This window comes from Streptomyces sp. P5F9 (genome assembly GCF_057961495.1).
In genome coordinates this window covers 1-17790 of record NZ_JBXVPZ010000190.1, presented here as the reverse complement: position 1 = coordinate 17790, position 17790 = coordinate 1, and the positions used below count along the sequence as shown (strand labels likewise).

General features: G+C 70.8%; 14 protein-coding genes. 5 read left to right on the top strand and 9 right to left on the bottom strand.

Translation table 11 applies throughout. The features are described from left to right. Positions 1-102 precede the first annotated feature (102 nt). The 8 genes from scpB to pyrG form a co-directional block, all read right to left on the bottom strand. A complete protein-coding gene (gene scpB, locus AC31A1_RS27195; RefSeq protein ID WP_489655848.1) occupies positions 103-759 on the bottom strand; it encodes an SMC-Scp complex subunit ScpB in 657 nt (218 codons plus the stop codon). Continuing rightward, positions 756-1775, bottom strand: a complete 1020-nt coding sequence (locus AC31A1_RS27190) for a segregation and condensation protein A (RefSeq protein WP_489655847.1) — start codon at positions 1773-1775, stop codon at positions 756-758. Before AC31A1_RS27190 ends, scpB begins: the two co-directional genes overlap by 4 nt. 18 nt (positions 1776-1793) lie before the next feature. Further along, positions 1794-2345 carry a hypothetical protein gene (locus tag AC31A1_RS27185; protein WP_406128366.1) on the bottom strand — a complete coding sequence of 184 codons (552 nt, stop codon included), beginning with the start codon at positions 2343-2345 and terminating at the stop codon, positions 1794-1796. Next, positions 2330-3466: a ParA family protein gene (locus AC31A1_RS27180; RefSeq protein ID WP_390925060.1), complete on the bottom strand. Its 1137-nt coding sequence runs from the start codon at positions 3464-3466 to the stop codon at positions 2330-2332. The genes AC31A1_RS27185 and AC31A1_RS27180 overlap by 16 nt, the downstream gene beginning before the upstream one ends. A gap of 402 nt (positions 3467-3868) precedes the next feature. After that, positions 3869-4984 carry an alanine dehydrogenase gene (ald, locus tag AC31A1_RS27175; RefSeq protein ID WP_489655850.1) on the bottom strand — a complete coding sequence of 372 codons (1116 nt, stop codon included), beginning with the start codon at positions 4982-4984 and terminating at the stop codon, positions 3869-3871. A 142-nt stretch (positions 4985-5126) separates the two neighbouring features. Then, positions 5127-7214, bottom strand: coding sequence for a tetratricopeptide repeat protein (locus AC31A1_RS27170; protein ID WP_489655846.1), 2088 nt, complete (start codon positions 7212-7214; stop codon positions 5127-5129). Between the two features lie 203 nt (positions 7215-7417). Continuing rightward, positions 7418-8044 (bottom strand): NUDIX domain-containing protein, encoded by a 627-nt coding sequence (locus AC31A1_RS27165; RefSeq protein WP_489655845.1) that lies wholly within the window; start codon positions 8042-8044, stop codon positions 7418-7420. 122 nt (positions 8045-8166) lie between these two features. Next, positions 8167-9849 (bottom strand): CTP synthase, encoded by a 1683-nt coding sequence (pyrG, locus tag AC31A1_RS27160; RefSeq protein WP_489655844.1) that lies wholly within the window; start codon positions 9847-9849, stop codon positions 8167-8169. Between the two features lie 536 nt (positions 9850-10385). Between pyrG and AC31A1_RS27155 the strand changes: the two genes are divergently transcribed. From AC31A1_RS27155 to AC31A1_RS27135, 5 genes are all read left to right on the top strand, one after another. Beyond that, positions 10386-12188 carry a glycoside hydrolase family 15 protein gene (locus AC31A1_RS27155; RefSeq protein ID WP_393760060.1) on the top strand — a complete coding sequence of 601 codons (1803 nt, stop codon included), beginning with the start codon at positions 10386-10388 and terminating at the stop codon, positions 12186-12188. Between the two features lie 128 nt (positions 12189-12316). Continuing rightward, positions 12317-12934, top strand: a complete 618-nt coding sequence (locus AC31A1_RS27150) for a 3'-5' exonuclease (RefSeq protein WP_489655849.1) — start codon at positions 12317-12319, stop codon at positions 12932-12934. Between the two features lie 62 nt (positions 12935-12996). Beyond that, a complete protein-coding gene (locus tag AC31A1_RS27145; protein WP_489655843.1) occupies positions 12997-13212 on the top strand; it encodes a DUF6243 family protein in 216 nt (71 codons plus the stop codon). Positions 13213-13385: 173 nt separating this feature from the next. Further along, positions 13386-14768 carry an FAD-binding oxidoreductase gene (locus AC31A1_RS27140; protein ID WP_489655842.1) on the top strand — a complete coding sequence of 461 codons (1383 nt, stop codon included), beginning with the start codon at positions 13386-13388 and terminating at the stop codon, positions 14766-14768. 44 nt (positions 14769-14812) lie between these two features. Beyond that, the gene (locus tag AC31A1_RS27135; RefSeq protein WP_489655841.1) at positions 14813-16459 is read left to right on the top strand and encodes a PucR family transcriptional regulator; all 1647 of its coding nucleotides are present in this window, start codon (positions 14813-14815) and stop codon (positions 16457-16459) included. Positions 16460-16469: 10 nt separating this feature from the next. On the opposite strand, the gene AC31A1_RS27130 is transcribed toward AC31A1_RS27135, so the two are convergent. After that, complete coding sequence (locus AC31A1_RS27130) at positions 16470-17606, bottom strand: glycosyltransferase family 4 protein (protein WP_489655840.1); 1137 nt, start codon at positions 17604-17606, stop codon at positions 16470-16472. Positions 17607-17790: the final 184 nt, after the last annotated feature.

Genomic DNA, 17790 nt, shown 5'->3' with positions numbered 1-17790 from the left:
CACCGGAACCCCGGGGATTGCCGCCCCCGCCGGTCCCGCGGGGGTTGCCACGCCCGCCGCTCCTACCGCCGCCACCACTGCTGCCACTGCCACTGCTTCGCATCAAAGTTCCGTCGTCGTCGTTTCGTCTGCATCTGCATCCGGTGCATCCGGATCGAACGACGGGACCCCTTCCAGCGTCTCCGCCTCGATCGCCTCAGCCTCAGGGAGGAAGGGCGCGAGCTCCGGGAGCTCGTCCAGGCCTCGCAGGCCCATCCGCTCCAGAAAGTAGTTCGTCGTCACGTACAGGATCGCACCTGTTTCGGGTTCCGTGCCCGCCTCCTCGACCAGACCCCGCTGAAGGAGGGTGCGCATCACACCGTCGCAGTTGACTCCGCGGACCATCGAGACCCTGCTGCGGCTGACCGGCTGGCGGTACGCGACGACCGCCAGGGTCTCCAGCGCCGCCTGGGTGAGCCGGGCCTGCTGGCCGTCCAGGACGAAGCCCTCGACGGCCGGCGCGTACTCCGGCCGGGAGTAGAACCGCCACCCGCCCGCGATCAGCCGCAGCTCGAAACCACGCCCCTGGACGGTGTACTCGTCGGCCAGCTCACGCAACGCGTCCGCGATCCGCCGTTTGGGCCGCTGGAGTATTTTCGCGAGGTGTTCCACGGTCGCGGGCTCGTCCACGACCATCAGGACGGCCTCCAGGGCGGGCTTGAGGTCGAGATCCGCGACGGCGGGCCCGCCCGCGGCTGCCTCAGTGGTCTCCTCGCTCACGCCTTCTCCTCCTTGGCGGGCTCGTCCTTGACGGGCTCGGGCGGCCGGTCGAACTCGTCCGTCACCACGGGCTCGCCTTCCCCCTCCCCACCGGTCCAGCGCACGATCAGGTCCCCGAGCGCGGTCTCCTGGTCCAGAGCGACGGCCTTCTCCCGGTACAGCTCCAGAAGGGCCAGGAACCTCGCTACGACGGTCAGGGTGTCGTCGGTGTCGTCCACGAGCACGCTGAAGCTGGCCTCGCCGAGCTCCCGCAGCCGCGCGACCACGATCCCGGCCTGCTCCTGCACGCTGACGAGCGGCGCGTGGATGTGGTCGATGTACACCTGCGGCTTGGGCCTGGGCTGCATCGCCTTCACGGCCAGCTTGGCGAAGCCCTCGGGCCCGATCCGGATGACGACCTCGGGCAGCAGCTCGGCGTGGTGCGGTTCGAGTCCGACGGTACGGGGGTAGCGCCGGGCCTCTTCGTCGAGCCGCCGGTTGAAGATGTCGGCGATCTGCTTGTACGCCCGGTACTGCAACAACCGCGCGAACAACAGGTCCCGCGCCTCCAGCAACGCGAGATCGCCCTCGTCCTCGACCTCGGCGGCGGGCAGCAGCCGCGCCGCCTTCAGATCCAGCAGCGTCGCCGCGACGACCAGGAACTCGGTCGTCTCGTCCAGGTCCCAGTCAGGACCCATCGCCTTGATGTGCGCCATGAACTCGTCGGTGACCTTGGACAGCGCCACCTCGGTGACATCGAGCTTGTGCTTCGAGATCAGCTGGAGGAGGAGGTCGAAGGGCCCCTCGAAGTTGGCGAGCCGAACCTTGAAAACCCCGTCATCGGCTTCTTCGGCCACTTCCGGCTGTTCAGCGGCCGGCTCGGGCACTTCGGGCGCGGGCGCGACGACCTCAGGCACCGGCTCCGGCTCCGCTACGACGACCTCGGCCTCGACCGCCGGAGCCGTACCCGGCCCCTTCCCGAGCGCACGCCGACGGCCGGCGGGTGCGCCGGATGCGGGAGCGTCGTTCGAGGTCATGGCCCCCGCAGGCTACCGCTACCGCCCGCGAAGCCGGCGTACGAGAATGCTCGCGTCCCCGCGGGACTCCAGATCGGCCAGGACGACGGCGACCGCCTCGCGCACGATCCGGCCGCGGTCGACCGCGAGGCCGTGCTCGCCCCGGAGCATCAGGCGCGCGTGCTCCAGGTCGATGAGTTCCTCGGCGGAGACGTACACGGTGATCTTCTCGTCGTGCCGCTCCCGCCCGCTGGGCCGGCGGTTGGCCTGCGCCCGCTGGCGCTGCTTCCGAGGCTGGGCAGAACCTTCTTGCGCCTCCTGACGTCGTCCTGAGCCGTCCGCGGACCGGCTGCGGGACTCGCCGCCGTCCGAGTCCGCCGCTACGTGCTCGGCGCCCTCTCCGTCACCGCCCTGGGCGGGTACGGACTGCGGGGCGTCCTCCCCGGCGGCGGCACCGTCGCTCTCCCCCGCCGGAGCCGGTACCCGGGCCTCGCCGTTGGCCCGGCTCCTCGGGGTGGACGACTGAAGCGCCATCCCCCCTGTCGTACGGAACAGTTCGTCGGCCCCCGGCAGACTCACTCGGCGTGACACCGGGCGAGCACCTCCCTGGCGAGCTGGCGATAGGCGGCGGCACCGACGGAGTTGGAGGCGTACGTGGTGATCGGCTCACCGGCGACCGTGGTCTCCGGGAAGCGCACCGTGCGGCCGATGACCGTGTGGTAGACGTGATCGTCGAACGCCTCGACCACGCGCGCGAGGACCTCACGGCTGTGCACGGTGCGGGAGTCGTACATCGTGGCGAGGATCCCGTCGAGCTCCAACTCGGGGTTGAGGCGCTCCTGGACCTTCTCGATGGTCTCCGTCAGCAGCGCGACACCACGCAGCGCGAAGAACTCGCACTCCAGCGGCACGATCACCTTGTGAGCCGCCGTCAGGGCGTTCACGGTGAGCAGGCCGAGGGAGGGCTGACAGTCGATCACGATGTAGTCGTAGTCGGCCATCAGCGGCTTCAACGCCCGCTGCAGGGTGGACTCTCGGGCGACCTCGCTCACCAACTGCACTTCGGCGGCCGACAAGTCGATGTTGCTGGGCAGCAAGTCCATGTTCGGGACAGCTGTCTTGAGAAGCACCTCGTCGGCCGACATGCCCCGCTCCATGAGCAGGTTGTAGACGGTGAGGTCCAACTCCATGGGATTGACGCCCAGTCCGACCGACAGCGCGCCCTGCGGGTCGAAGTCGACGAGCAGTACGCGCCGGCCGTACTCCGCGAGCGCGGCACCCAGGTTGATGGTCGACGTCGTCTTGCCGACGCCGCCCTTCTGGTTGCACATCGCGATGATCGTCGCGGGGCCGTGACTGGTCAGCGGACCCGGGATCGGGAAGTAGGGCAGCGGGCGTCCGGTCGGGCCCACGCGCTCACGGCGCTGGCGGGCAGCGTCGGGCGCGAGTGTGGCCGCGTACTCGGGATCGGGCTCGTACTCGGCGTCGGGGTCGTAGAAGTGCCCGTCGGGCAGTTCGTCGTAGTCGGCGAAATGGTTGCGGGGCGCGCCCCTTCCGTCGCCGGCCATGGCGTTCACGTGATGGCCATCCATGCTCTGGTGTGCTGGCTGAGTCACCCCTGGCTTGTGGTGACCCTGGTGGGCTGCGAAGGTACGCACCGCGACGGAGCCGACAGCCTCGAACCCCGCGGGCTCCTGGCCCTTTGCAGGCATTCCTGGTTGACCACCCCCGGGAGAAAATGTCGACTCATTCACAAGTCGTCTTACCTCCTTGGTGACCAGGGAACTTCTCGATAGGTCAGCGTGGCACCATGCCGACGTTCGGCGACTCTATGGCGTGTCGGGTGTTCGCAGCAACACAATCCGCCGGACCCGGCCCGATGTGTCGGCAATGAAACATCCCTCTGTCAAGGGCGTACGGCAGTCGCACGGCAGGTTTCACCGGTGCACGAATCGGTTCAAGGGTTACGTTCGGCGCGAGTTGACCGAGTGCCGCAAAGTGACCATACACACACTTCCGGCCGGACCTGTCGAGCAAGGTCCGGCCGGGTGCGCTGAGTTGACGACCTGTGTTGACGTATCGCCTTTTGCCGAACGGTGACTTAGTCGACAGAGTCAGCCGAGCAGCGATTCCAGCTCGACGTGCTCCAGTCCGTGCGCCTCGGCGACCTCGCGGTAAATCACCTTGCCGTCATGGGTGTTGAGACCCTTGGCGAGAGCAGGATCACGTCGCAGCGCGTCGGCCCAGCCGCGGTTCGCGAGCTCCACGATGTACGGGAGCGTCGCGTTGGTGAGCGCGTAGGTCGACGTGTTGGGCACCGCGCCGGGCATGTTGGCGACGCAGTAGAAGACCGAGTTGTGGACCGCGAAGGTCGGCTCGGCATGGGTCGTCGGGCGCGAGTCCTCGAAGCAGCCGCCCTGGTCGATCGCGATGTCGACAAGAACACTTCCGGGCTTCATCCGCGACACGAGTTCGTTGGTGACCAGCTTCGGCGCCTTGGCGCCCGGGATGAGCACCGCGCCGATGACGAGGTCGGCGTCCAGGACGGCCTTCTCCAGCTCGAAGGCGTTGGACATGATCGCCCGGACCTTGGTGCCGAAGACCTTGTCGGCCTCGCGGAGCTTGTTGATGTCGCGGTCGAGCAGCGTGACGTGGAAGCCCATGCCGACGGCGATCTGCGTGGCGTTCCAGCCGGAGACACCGCCGCCGATGACGACGGCCCGCGCGGGCTGGGTGCCGGGGACACCGCCGGGGAGGACACCGCGGCCGCCGACCGAGCGCATCAGGTGGTAGGCGCCGACCTGCGGGGCCAGCCGGCCCGCGACCTCGGACATCGGGGCGAGCAACGGGAGCGCGCGGCCCGGGAGTTCGACGGTCTCGTAGGCGATCGCCGTGGTGCCGGACTCGACGAGCGCGTCGGTGCACTCCTTGGAAGCGGCCAGGTGCAGGTACGTGAAGAGCGTCTGGTCCTTGCGGAGGCGGTGGTACTCCTCGGCGATGGGCTCCTTGACCTTGAGCAGCAGGTCGGTGGTGGCCCACACCTCGTCGGCGGTGGCCAGGATCCGCGCACCGGCCGAGACGTACTCGTCGTCCGTGATCGAGGAGCCGACGCCGGCGTCCTGCTCGATGAAGACCTGGTGGCCGTGGCGCACCAGCTCGTGCACGCCGGCGGGGGTGATGGCCACCCGGAACTCGTTGTTCTTGACCTCGCGGGGGATGCCGACCTTCACGTCGATCACGGTCCTTGGCTCAGAGGGTGTGGGGCAATACATCTCATACCCGGACATGCGTGAGCGCACCGGGAGACCGCAGGAGAAGGTGCGGCAGAGCCAGTCTAATGAAGGTGTTCTCCGTGTCTAGCCTTTCAATGCATCAATCTTCTGCGGATGTACTACGGATTTCGCAGGCGTTAGCGTCATGTTCCAGAGGTTCGGAGGTGGATTCCGGGGTTTCGGGGGCGGAATCGCCCTCCAGAAGCTCCTCGCCCAGCATCCGCTCGGCCGTCCCCCGGTGCAGCGCGGCGGACGCCGGATCGCCGAGCCGGTCGAGGGTGTCGGCCAGCCGCAGCTGCAGCGCCGCCTGCAGCCGTACATCCTCGGCGCGGCGCGCCCACTCGACGGCCTCGTGGCAGGTCGCGAGCGACTCCTCGGGGCGGCCCGCGTACTCCTGGACCCTCGCCAGCTCGCTCAACGCCCTTGCCTGGGCGGCCACATCACCGTTCTTGCGGTGCCCGGCGACGGCCGCCCGCCAGTTCCTGAGCGCCTCGCCGTAGCGGCCCGCGTACGTGTGCGCGGCGCCGATCCGGCCGTAGAGCCGGGCGGCGTCCACGCGCTCGTCCCGGGCCTGCCGCTGGGCGAGCGCGCGGCCGAACCAGTCGGCGGCCCGGTCGTGGTCCCCGAGCTCCTGGTGCGCGCCGCCTACGGATTCCATCGCGCGGCCGGTCGCATACGGGTCATTCGCTTCGCGTCCGGCGTCCAGCGCGGCCCGGTAGCGGGCCAGCGCCTCGGTCGTCCGGCCGGTCTGCGCGTCCAGATCGGCGAGGTTGAGCAGCGCGGCGGCCTTCTCGCGGGGCAGGTTCCGCCGCTCGGCCACGTCGAGGACGAGGCGGTGGATGCCGTAGAGCTCGGGTGCGGCGGCCTGGGTGCCGAAGTGGGCGACCATCGCCCGCACGAGCTGGGACATCAACCGGCGGGCCAGCGTGTCGAGTTCGCCGTCGGCGACCGCGAGGCGGGCGGAGGCGAGCAGGGCGGGCTGGCGGACGCGGAGCCAGTCGGCGGCGGCGCGGGGGGTCGGGAAGCGCAGCGCGCGGGGCGTGCCGAGGAGTTTCTCGCGGGCCTGGGGACTGTCCGTCTCGGTGATGGCGCGGCAGGACTGGAGCAGCCGTACGGTGCGCTCCAGCATGCGGGCGCGGGCCAGCTGGAGTTCGGCCGGGCGGTCCTGGGTCTCGGCGAGGGCGCGCAGGAGGGGCTGGAGGCAGCCGGGGACCTCGTACTGCGGCAGCGGCGAGTCCAGGGCCCGCAGCAGGCCGGCGGCGACGAAGTCGTCCAGGGTGGTGCGGGCGCCGTTGACGGAGCAGCCGGCGAGCGCGGAGGCGGTCTGCGGGTCGACCAGGCCGGCCGGGGCGAGAGAGAGCAGTCGCAGTATCCGGGCGGCGGGGCTGGGCAGCGAGCCGTAGACGAGCCGGAAGACGCGGCTCAGGGGCGTGCCCTCGTCGCTCTCGGCATGCAGGTGCTTGGCGAGGTCGGCGACGGCCGCCTGCGGCCGGGCGGCGAGCCAGCCGCCGGCCAGGGTCAGCGCGGCCGGCTGGGACTGGCACACCTCGACGAGGCCCTCGGCGGCGACCGGGTCGACGGTGATGCGGACCGCGCCGGTGTAGCGGGTGAGGAGTTCCAGCGCGGACTTGGTGTCGAGGCCGCCCAGGGTGCAGGGGCGGACGTCGGCGATGCCGGTGAGCGGGCCGCCGGAGACGGCGACGACCAGGCAGTCCGGGGAGTCCGGCAGCAGCGCGTCGACCTGCTCGGCGTCGGCCGCGTCGTCGAGCAGGAGCAGCGCCCGCCGGTCGGTGAGGGCCGCGCGCAGGATGTCCGAAAGGTCGTCCTCGGAGGCGCCGGCCGGGGTCGGCAGCTCCAGGGCGGTGAGGAGTTCGCGGACGGTGCGCTCGGTGGGGACGGGGGTGCCGTCGGGCTCGCTCAGCCGTGCCCGGAACACACCGGCGTCGTAACGGTCAGCGACCTGTCGGACGAGTTCCTCGGCCAGCGCGCTGCGGCCGGAGCCGGGCCTGCCCGCGATGAGGAGGACGCGCGCGCGGGGGGCCTTGCGGCCCGCGATGGTGTCCAGGCCCGCGCGCTCGATGTCGGCTCGGAGCTCCTTCAACTCTCTTGCGCGGCCCAGGAATTGGCCCTCGGGAGAAGTGTCCTCGGACAGCCTCACGCCGCCGGTGTCCACCGCCTGATCCGTCACGGGCCACACTCCCGTCCCACTGCACGCGCATAGCCCGCCGGGACTCCGGATCGGGTGATTCCAGAGCCTAGTTCACGCTCTGCGACGAACCGTGCGGAGCGCGGCGGGCACGTCCCCCGATCGGATCAGCCGATCGTCACACCGGAAGACGCCGAAAGAGGCGGAAAGGGTGAGGCGTGGGTGAGGTGCGGGTGAGGGCGGGTTCAGGACTCGAAGGGACGCGCGGGCCACGGCGCCTCGGCGGGGCGCAGCGCGTCGAGGCCGTCGCCGTGCCGGGCGGCGACCAGGGAGAGGACGCCGACGGCGAGGCAGTTGTTGTGCAGCTCGCCGGCGAGGACCCCGCGGACCAGCTCGTCGACGGGCACACGCGCGTGCTCCATGTCGGCCTCCTCGTCCTCGACCTCGAAGCGCTGTCCGTCGGCCTCGGAGAGATCGCGGGCCAGGAAGACGCGGATGGCCTCGTCGCAGCCGCCGGGCGTGGTGTAGACGTCGGTCAGCACCCGCCAGTCCTCGGCCTTGACGTGCGCCTCCTCGTACAGCTCGCGCTGGGCGGCGTGCAGCGGGTTCTCACCGGGGACGTCGAGCAGTCCGGCCGGGATCTCCCACAGCTTCTGCCGTACGGGGTGGCGGTACTGCTTGATGACCAGCACCCGGTCCTCCTCATCGAGGGCGAGGATCGCCACGGAGCCGGGGTGGACCTGGTAGTCGCGGTGCACGACCGTGCCGTCGGGCATGACCACGTCGTCGGTGCGCACGGAGGTCTTGTTGCCGACGAAGGGGGTCACGGTCGCCCGGATCTCCCACTCCTCCGGGGTGTCCTTGATCGTCATGCGCTGTCCCTCCACACGTACCCGAAACACACGTACAGGAATGTCACGAACCGGATGTCCACATACGGCCGGGGTGCACACCTCTTGAAGGCGCGCACCCCGGTCACCGTACAACCTTCGTACTACTTGCCCGTCTTGCGTGCCACGGCCGCCTTGACCAGGCCCGCGAAGAGCGGGTGCGGCCGGGTCGGGCGGGAGCGCAGCTCGGGGTGGGCCTGGGTCGCGACGAGGTAGGGGTGCGCCTCGCGCGGGTACTCCACGTACTCCACGAGCTTGCCGTCCGGGGACGTGCCGGAGAACTGCAGACCGGCCTTCTTCTCCAGCTCGGCGCGGTAGGCGTTGTTCACCTCGTAGCGGTGGCGGTGGCGCTCCTCGACGTACTCCTTGCCGTCGTAGACCTCGCGCACGATGGAGCCCTCGGCGAGCTTGGCCGGGTACATGCCCAGGCGCATGGTGCCGCCCATGTCGCCCTCGCCGGCGACGATGTCGAGCTGCTCGGCCATGGTGGAGATGACCGGGTGGCCGGTGGCCGCGTCGAACTCGGTGGAGTTGGCGTCCGCGATGCCGGCCAGGTTGCGCGCGGCCTCGATCACGATGCACTGGAGGCCCAGGCACAGGCCGAGCAGCGGGATCTTGTGCTCGCGGGCGTACTGGATGGCGCCGACCTTGCCGGAGACACCGCGGTCCCCGAAGCCGCCGGGGATGCAGATCGCGTCCACGTCGGCGAGCTGCCCCGCGGCACCCGCCGGGGTCTTGCAGTCGTCCGAGGTGACCCACTTGATCTTCACGCGGGCCTTGTTGGCGAACCCGCCGGCGCGCAGCGCCTCGGTGACCGAGAGGTAGGCGTCGGGCAGGTCGATGTACTTGCCGACCAGCGCGAGGTTGATCTCGTGCAGCGGGTTGTGGACGCGGTCGAGCAGGTCGTCCCAGGTCCGCCAGTCCACATCACGGAACGGGAGGTCCAGCTTGCGGACGACATAGGCGTCCAGGCCCTCGCTGTGCACGGTCTTGGGGATGTCGTAGATCGAGCGGGCGTCGGGGCAGGCCACCACGGCGGCCTCGTCGACGTCGCACATCAGCGAGATCTTGCGCTTGATCGCGGTCGGCACCTCGCGGTCGGAGCGCAGCACGATGGCATCGGGCTGGATGCCGATGTTGCGCAGGGCCGCGACCGAGTGCTGGGTCGGCTTGGTCTTCAGCTCGCCCGAGGGGCCGATGTACGGGAGGAGCGAGATGTGGACGACGAACACGTTGTCGCGGCCGACCTCGTGGCGGACCTGGCGGACCGTCTCCAGGAAGGGCAGCGACTCGATGTCGCCGACCGTGCCGCCGACCTCGGTGATGACGACGTCGACCTCGTCGGTCGCCATGCGCCGGATGCGGTGCTTGATCTCGTTGGTGATGTGCGGGATGACCTGCACGGTGTCGCCCAGGTACTCGCCGCGCCGCTCCTTGGCGATGACCGTCGAGTAGACCTGGCCCGTAGTGACGTTGGCGCTGCCGTCCAGGTCGCGGTCGAGGAAACGCTCGTAGTGGCCGATGTCGAGGTCGGTCTCGGCACCGTCGTTGGTGACGAACACCTCACCGTGCTGGAAGGGGTTCATCGTGCCGGGGTCGACGTTCAGGTACGGGTCGAGCTTCTGCATCACGACGCGCAGGCCCCGCGCCTTGAGGAGCATGCCGAGGCTGGAGGCGGTGAGGCCCTTGCCGAGTGAGGAGGCGACACCCCCGGTGACGAAGATGTGCTTGGTCGTCGTGGTGTTGCTGTTTCGGGCTGTGCTATTCCGAAACGTAGCGGGCGGCATGGCCAAGAGGGGGCTCCCGTGGTCGCGGTCTGGGGTGCGGTGCGGCTGCCCGCCCGGAGAACCCGGGTTTTTCTGGAGGCGCCGTCGCTGCGGTTCGGGGGTTTCTTGCCCACCGGTCCACGGGCTACCAGGGTATCAGCGCCCGGAGGAGATGGCTTCCGGCCACGCTCCGCGCCCGCCCCGACACGGACGCGACCTGCGTCGACATGAACGCGCCTCCCGTCGACACAGACGCGCCCTGGTTACCTGCTTCTCACCGGGTGCTCACCCGTTCGGCCCAGGTCCGTTGGCGAGAGCGGCACACAGATCATCTACGTGCGTCGTATCCTGCTCGGACACTCGCTGCCGAGCCGGTCCGGAACACGGCACCACCCCCGCCCGTATTACCCGGAACAACGAGAGCTCGTCAGTTCGTTGAGCAACGACCGTCATTTGCTTCATGGCTCAACGACGCACTACAAACGATCCCTTGACCGCACACAGCGACCGCCCCCTTTTTTTCGTGGGGCGACGTGGCCGTTCGACTGGAGTTGCACGTGGCCGGGCGCATCGAAGATTACGCACTCATCGGAGACATGCAGACCGCTGCCCTGGTCTGCCGGGACGGCACGGTGGACTGGCTGTGCCTGCCCCGATTCGACTCCCATGCCATCTTCGCCGGTCTGCTGGGCACCGAGGAACACGGCTTCTGGCGGCTGGGCCCGGCCCACGCCTCCGACGCGCCTCCGCCCACCGCGGTCCGGCGGGGCTACCGCGGCGACTCGCTGATCCTGGAGTCCGAGTGGGACACCCCGCGAGGCACGGTCCGCGTGACCGATTTCATGCCCCCTCGCGACGGCGCCCCCCAGCTGATCCGCATCGTGGAAGGCATCTCCGGCCGCGTCCCGATGCGCTCGGCCCTCCGGATGCGTTTCTCCTACGGCCGGGTCGTCCCCTGGGTGCACAAGCACGAGGGCCGCACGGTCGCCGTCGCGGGCCCTGACTCCGTGTGGTTCGACACCGACTGCGAGACCTACGGGAAGTCCCTGACCACGTACTCGGACTTCACGGTCGCGCCGGGTGACCGCATCGCGTTCACGATCTCGTGGGAGCCCTCGCACAAGCAGCCGCCGCCGCTCCCCGAGCCGGAGCAGTCGCTGGAGGCCACGGAGGACTTCTGGCGCGACTGGGTCGACCAGTGCACGTACCACGGCCCGTACCGCGAGGCCGTCGTCCGCTCCCTGATCACGCTGAAGGCCCTCACCTACGCCCCCACGGGCGGCATTGTCGCCGCGCCCACCACCTCCCTCCCGGAGGAGATCGGCGGTGTGCGCAACTGGGACTACCGCTACACCTGGCTCCGCGACGCGGCCATCACCCTCTCCTCGCTCCTGCGCACCGGCTACCGCGAGGAGGCCCGCGCCTGGCGCGAGTGGCTCCTGCGGGCCGTCGCAGGCGACCCGGAGAACTTGCAGATCATGTACGGCATCGCCGGCGAGCGCGAGCTCGGCGAGGCGGAGCTGGACTGGCTGCCCGGCTACGAGAACTCCGGCCCGGTCCGGGTGGGCAACGGCGCCGCGCACCAGCTCCAGCTGGACGTCTACGGCGAGGTCACCGAGGCCCTGCACCTGGCCCACATGACGGGCCTGGCCCGCAACGACTACGCCTCCCTCCTCCAGCTGAAGCTGATCCGCTACCTGGAGAAGCACTGGGACGAGCCCGACGAGGGCATCTGGGAGGTGCGCGGCCCGCGCCGCCACTTCGTGCACTCGAAGGTGATGGCCTGGGTCGCGGTCGACCGCACGATCAAGCTGATCGAGTCGGGCGACGCGGACGGCCCGCTGGAGAAGTGGCGCGAGCTGCGCGACGACATCCACCGGGACGTGTGCGAGCGCGGCTACGACAAGGAGCGCAACACCTTCACGCAGTCGTACGGCTCGAAGGAGCTGGACGCCTCGCTGCTCCTCATCCCGCAGATGGGCTTCCTGCCCCCGGACGACAAGCGCGTGATCGGCACCATCGAGGCGATCCAGCGCGAGCTGTCCACGCCGGACGGCTTCATCCTGCGCTACCCGACCTCGGGCACGGACGAGGGCGTCGACGGCCTCCCCGGCGACGAGGGCGCGTTCCTCGCCTGCTCGTTCTGGATGGCGGACGACCTCGCGATGATCGGCCGCGTGGACGAGGCCCGCAAGCTCTTCGAGAAGCTCCTGTCGCTCCGCAACGACCTGGGCCTCCTCGCCGAGGAGTGGGACCCGCGCCTGCAACGCCAGGTCGGCAACTTCCCGCAGGCCTTCAGCCACGTCCCCCTGATCGACACGGCCCTGCGCCTGACGGCTTCGGGAGCCTACGGCGGCTGACACCGGCCGAGCACGCGCCCCGGGCCAGGGATGTGCCCGGGGACAGCGGCACCGCCGCATCCCACCGCAGCGGGAAAATCCAGGTGCCGCGGCCGCCACTCGTCCCTACCCTTCCCGCCATGGACAGCATGGACAGCACCGGGGCCGAGCGGCTCCTGAACGTGGTGGATGTCGAAGCCACCTGCTGGGACCGCGACCGGCCGCCGGGCGCGGCCAGCGAGATCATCGAGATCGGGCTGACCGTCGTCGACCTGGCCGACGCGGAGCGCCTCGCCCGGCATCGGATCCTGGTGCGTCCCGTCCGGTCCGCGGTCAGCGAGTTCTGCACGGAGCTGACCGGCCTCACGCAGCACGAGGTGGACGGAGGGGTCGGCTTCGCCGAGGCGTGCCGGCTGCTGGCGGCCGACCACCACGCCGGGTCCCGCCCGTGGACCAGCTGGGGCGACTACGACCGCAACCAGTTCACCCGGCAGTGCCGGCACACCCGGACGCCCTATCCCTTCGGCCGGCACCACACCAACGCCAAAGCGGCCTTCACCGAGGCGCACGGCCTGCGCAAACGCCCGGGCATGGCGCAGGCCCTGGAGATCGCCGGGCTGCGGCTCGAAGGCCGGCACCACCGCGGCGAGGACGATGCCTGGAACATCGGCGCCCTCGTTCTCCACCTGTCCGAGCGGGGCGCCTGGCCGGGCACAACGCCCGCGGCGGCGAACAGGTTGGTGGGCGGGGCCGACGGAACCGGGTAACGTCCTTGTCGTGTTCTTCCGATGAATCCGTAGATCACTCCACATCACTACCGGGAGAACCCGTGACCGTGAGCAAGAACATCAACAACCCCGTGGGCATGGGCGGCGGCAAGCGCAAGAAGCAGTCCCGCGCCGAACGGCAGAACCACGGTCCGCACCGCAACCTCGACCGCCAGGGCGCGGCCGACCAGAAAGCGGAGCTGGTGCGCAAGATGCGCGAGAAGGCCGCCGCGGCTGAGGCCGCCGGGCAGGCGGGCGACGACACCGCAAAGAGCTGACGCACCGCAGCAGGGCCCGGACCGCGACGCGCGGTCCGGGCCCTGCTGCTGTACTGGGCGCGGCCGGCTGATCCTTACGGCTTGGTGACGTGCGGCGGCCCGGCGCGACCGCCGCACGTCGCCCGCCTAGGCTGAAAGCGGACAAAAGCCCCTTCTCTGAAAGGGGGGCGGCCATGGCTTCCCTCTCGACGACGGGCGCGGCCCTCACCGCGTTGCGCGAGGATCTGGTCGGCGACGTGTTCGCCCCGGGGGATCAGGGTTACGACGACGCCCGTGCCGTCTTCAACGCGATGATCGACCGGCGGCCGGCCGTGATCGCCCAGTGTGTGTCCGAGGCCGACGTCGTACGGGCCGTACGTTTCGGGCGCGAACTGGATCTGCCGATCGCGGTGCGCGGCGGCGGGCACAGCGTCGCGGGCATGGCACTGGGCGACGGGGCGCTCGTCGTGGACCTGCGCCATATGCGCGAGGTGACGGTCCATCCCGCGGCCCGGGCGGTACGGATCGCCGGCGGGGCCACCATGATCGAACTGGACGGCGCGACCCAGGAACACGGTCTCGCCACCACCGGCGGCCGCGTCTCCACCACCGGCGTCGGCGGCTTCGTCCTCGGCGGCGGCACCGGCTGGCTGGACCGCTCCTTCGGTCTCGCCGTCGACAACCTGCTCGGCGTCGACCTGGTGACCGCCGACGCGAACGTGGTCCACGCGAGCGCCGAGGAGAACCCGGAACTCTTCTGGGCACTCCACGGCGGCGGCGGGAACTTCGGCATCGCCACCGCGCTCACCCTGAGACTGCACGAACTGCCCGAATTCTCCATCGCCATGGTGATGTACGAGCCCGAGCACGGCCCCGACGTCGTCCGGACCTACCGCGAGATCATCGAGACCGGCCCGCAGGAGGCGAGCGGCGGAGTCATCTATCTGACCGCCCCGCCCGAGGAGTTCGTCCCCGAGCACCTGGTCGGCAAGCGGCTGTGCGGCGCGCTGATCACCTACGTCGGCGCCGAGGAGGACATGAGCAAGCTGGCCCAGCCGCTGCTGGCCCTGCCGCACGAGATCGAGATCGTCACCGCGCTGCCCTACGCCATGTTCCAGACGATGTTCGACGATCCGCCGGGTATGCGGAACTACTGGTCGGCGGAGTACCTGACGGGCGCGCCCGACGAGTTCACGGACGTCTTCTGCGCCCTCGGCGAGAGCATGCCGGTCCCCACAGGCACCCAGCACGTGCTGTTCCCGCAGGGCGGCGCGATCGCGTCCGGCCCCGCCGAGTACCCGCTGCCGTTCCGGACCGCGCCCTGGGCTGTGCACCCTTTCGGCATGTGGGAGGACGCGGCCGACGACGAACGCTGCATCGCGTGGGTCAGGGACGTCCGCGCCCGGGTCCAGCCCTGGAGCACCGGCGCGGCCTACCTCAACTTCATCGGCGACGAGGGCACGGACCGCGTGACGGCGGGCCTGGGTGCCGAGAACACCCGGCGGCTGGCGGCGGTGAAGCGGGAGTACGACCCCGACAACGTGTTCCGCTACAACCACAACATCGCGCCTGCTTAGGCCCGAGATGTGCACAGGGCATCCGCGCAGGTACCGTCCGCTGCATGGACAGCCGTACGGACAGCACATTCGACAGCCAGGGCGCCGGCATCACCGTTCAGCGGGCGCTGGAGCTGCCCGGGCTGCGCAGCGGGCTGCCGGAGATCCTGGCGGGCGCCGACCGGCTCCAGCGGACCGTGCGCTGGGTGCACGCCGGCGAGGTCCCGAACATCGCCTCCCTCCTCAAGGGCGGCGAACTCCTCCTGACCACGGGCTACGGCCTCGGTACGCGCCCGGCGGAGCAACGCGCGTTCGTCCGCACCCTCGCCGAGCGAGGCATCGCGGCCCTGGTCGTGGAACTGGGCCCGCGCTTCGACCGCCTCCCCGCCACCCTGGTCGAGACGGCCCGCGCGACCGGCCTCCCCCTCGTCCAGCTGCACCGCGAGGTGCCGTTCGTCGCGGTCACCGAGGAGATCCACACCGAGATCGTCAACGGCCACTACGCGCTGCTCCAGCAGGCCGAGGAGGTCCACCGCCGCTGCACGGAGGCCCTGCTCGGCGGCGGCGGAATCCCCCAAGTCCTGGGCATCCTGGCCGACTTCAGCGGCAACCCGGTCTTCCTGGAGACCCCGGACGGCCAACTCCTCTACGCGACGGGGTCGGGACCCGAGGGCGCCGACCCGCTCCAGGTGTGGGAGGGGCTGCGCGGCCAGCACAAGGACGCCTCGCCGCCCACCGGTTCGGTAGTGGTGGACGTGCCCGGGGGCGGTCCCGGTACGGGTTCGGTGCGGGCGCGGATCGTCCTGCTCCCGGTACGGGCGCCGCTCGCCCCCGTGCACCGCATCGCCGCCGAACGGGCCGCCGACATCCTGGCCGTGGTCCTGATGCAGGCCCGCCAGGAGGAGGAGCTGGCGGCACGCGGACGCGGCGACTTCCTCACCGACCTCGCCGAGGGCCGCATCGCCGCCGAGGACGCCCCGGCACAGGCCCGGGTACTGGGCTTCAAGCCCGGCACCAGCCCGCTGCTGCCCGTGGTGATGCGGCTGGGCGACGCACTGGCCGCCCCCGGCGGCGGCTGGGCGGTCCTGGCCCGCGCGGTCGCCGAGGAACTGGCCTCGGTGGGCGTGCCGGTCCTGCTGGGCGTACGACCGGTCGAGGGCCGCGTCCCGCTGCTCCTCGGCCTGCGCTCGGAGTCGGAACGGTCGGCGGTCGCGGACCGAGTGGCGGCGGCCCTGCGCGCGGGAGTTGAGCGCGCCGGCATGCAACGCCCGGGCGCACAGCCGCCGATCGTGGTCGTCGGCGTGGCCGGCGGCTGGGCGGCCGCGTCGGCGGGTCTACGGCACGCGGCCGAGACCGCGACGGCGGCACAGGGCCTGACCGACCAACCCTGGTACGACGCCCGGCGCCTGGACATCGAGCTGCTGCTGTGGCGACTGCGCGACCACCCGGACCTGGCGGCCTTCGTGGACCGGGCGATCGGCCCGCTCCGCGACCACGACAACCGCTCCAAGCCGCCGCTACTGCCCACCCTGGAAACGTACTTGGCGCACGCGGGCCGCAAGGCGGAGACAGCCCGCGAGCTGCATCTCAACCGGCAGACCCTCTACAACCGGCTTGCCCGGATCGGGGAGTTGCTCGGCACGGACCTCGAAGACCCGCAGACGGTACTGGCGTTGAGCCTGGCCCTGCGCGCGCGCAGACTCGTCCCCTGATGGGCCATTCTCAAGTGAACGGCAGGGGCTGCGTCAACTCGTCGTAGACGCTGAGGACTTGGGCGACGGTCTCGTCCTCGGTGGGCCAACTGGCCGCCTGCCGGGCGCCCTTCTCCCGGAGCAGTTCCCGGCGTTCGGGGTCGCGCAACAGTCCGGTGACCGCGTCGGCGAGGGCCTTCGCGTCGCCGTAGGGCACGAGTTCAGCGGCATCGCCGACGAGTTCGGGGATGCCTCCGACGGCGGTCGCGACGAGCGGTACGCGGGCGTGCAGGGCCTCTTGGGCGATCACCGAGCGGGACTCCCAACTGCTCGGCAGGAGTGCGAGATCGGCGGCGGCGAGAAGTTCGCTCACGTCGTCGCGCCGTCCGATGAGCCGCACCGGCAGCTCCTCGCTCTCGATCCGGCGCTGCAACTCGCCCCGCAGCGGCCCCTCCCCCGCGATCACGAGCAACGGCGCCGGATCGAGGCGGCACCAGCCGCGCGAGGCGTCCAGGAGCGTGTCGTAGCCCCGCTGACGGTCGAGGGAGCCGACGGCGATGAGCAACGGGCGGTCGGTGGCGCCGAGTTCGGCCCGGAGCTTGGGGCTCAGCCGATCGGGATCGTCATGGTCCACGGCGGCTCGGCGCGGCCCGGGCAGCGCGACGGCGGCGAGGCGGGCGTCCCGGGCGCCGGTCCGCCGGGCCCGGTCGACCAGATCGGACGTGGTGCCGAGGACGACCACGGCGGCCTTCACGACCCGCCGCTCCAGCAGCCGCAGCAGGTGCGCCCGGGCTCCTTCGGCATGGGCGCGGTTGTGCCACGTCACGACGAGCGGGGTGCGGCGGCCACTGAGGGCGAGGACGGCGCGGAAGGAGGCGTGCAGGCCGTGCGCGTGGACCAGGTCGGCGTCCGCGCAGGCCGCCCGCAGCGCGGCGACGGACGACGGGTCGCTGCTGCGCGGCACGTGCACGTGTTCGGCACCGACGCCCGTGAAGTCGTAGGTGTGATCGGCCTCGACGGGGGCACACACCGTGACCCGCACGCCCCGCGCGACGAGCCCGGAGGCCAGGGAGCGCACATGCGCGCTACTGGCGGCATTGCCTCCGCCGAGCACCTGCACGGTGCGCAGCGGCGACTGGCCGTGCGGTGAGCTGCTCACGGGGGTCACGTGGCCGGGGCTCCTGGTTCGGCGACGGGCGGTCACGAAGAAAGTACAGAAGGATCGGGCGGAGGGGGTGTACCGCACGCTTCCTACGCGTTCCGTCTCAAGGATGCCAGCACGTACGGGTGTTCCGGCAACGCGGGAAGGTGTGGGGGCTGTGCGGAAGGGCAACAGGGGCGCGGGGATCACC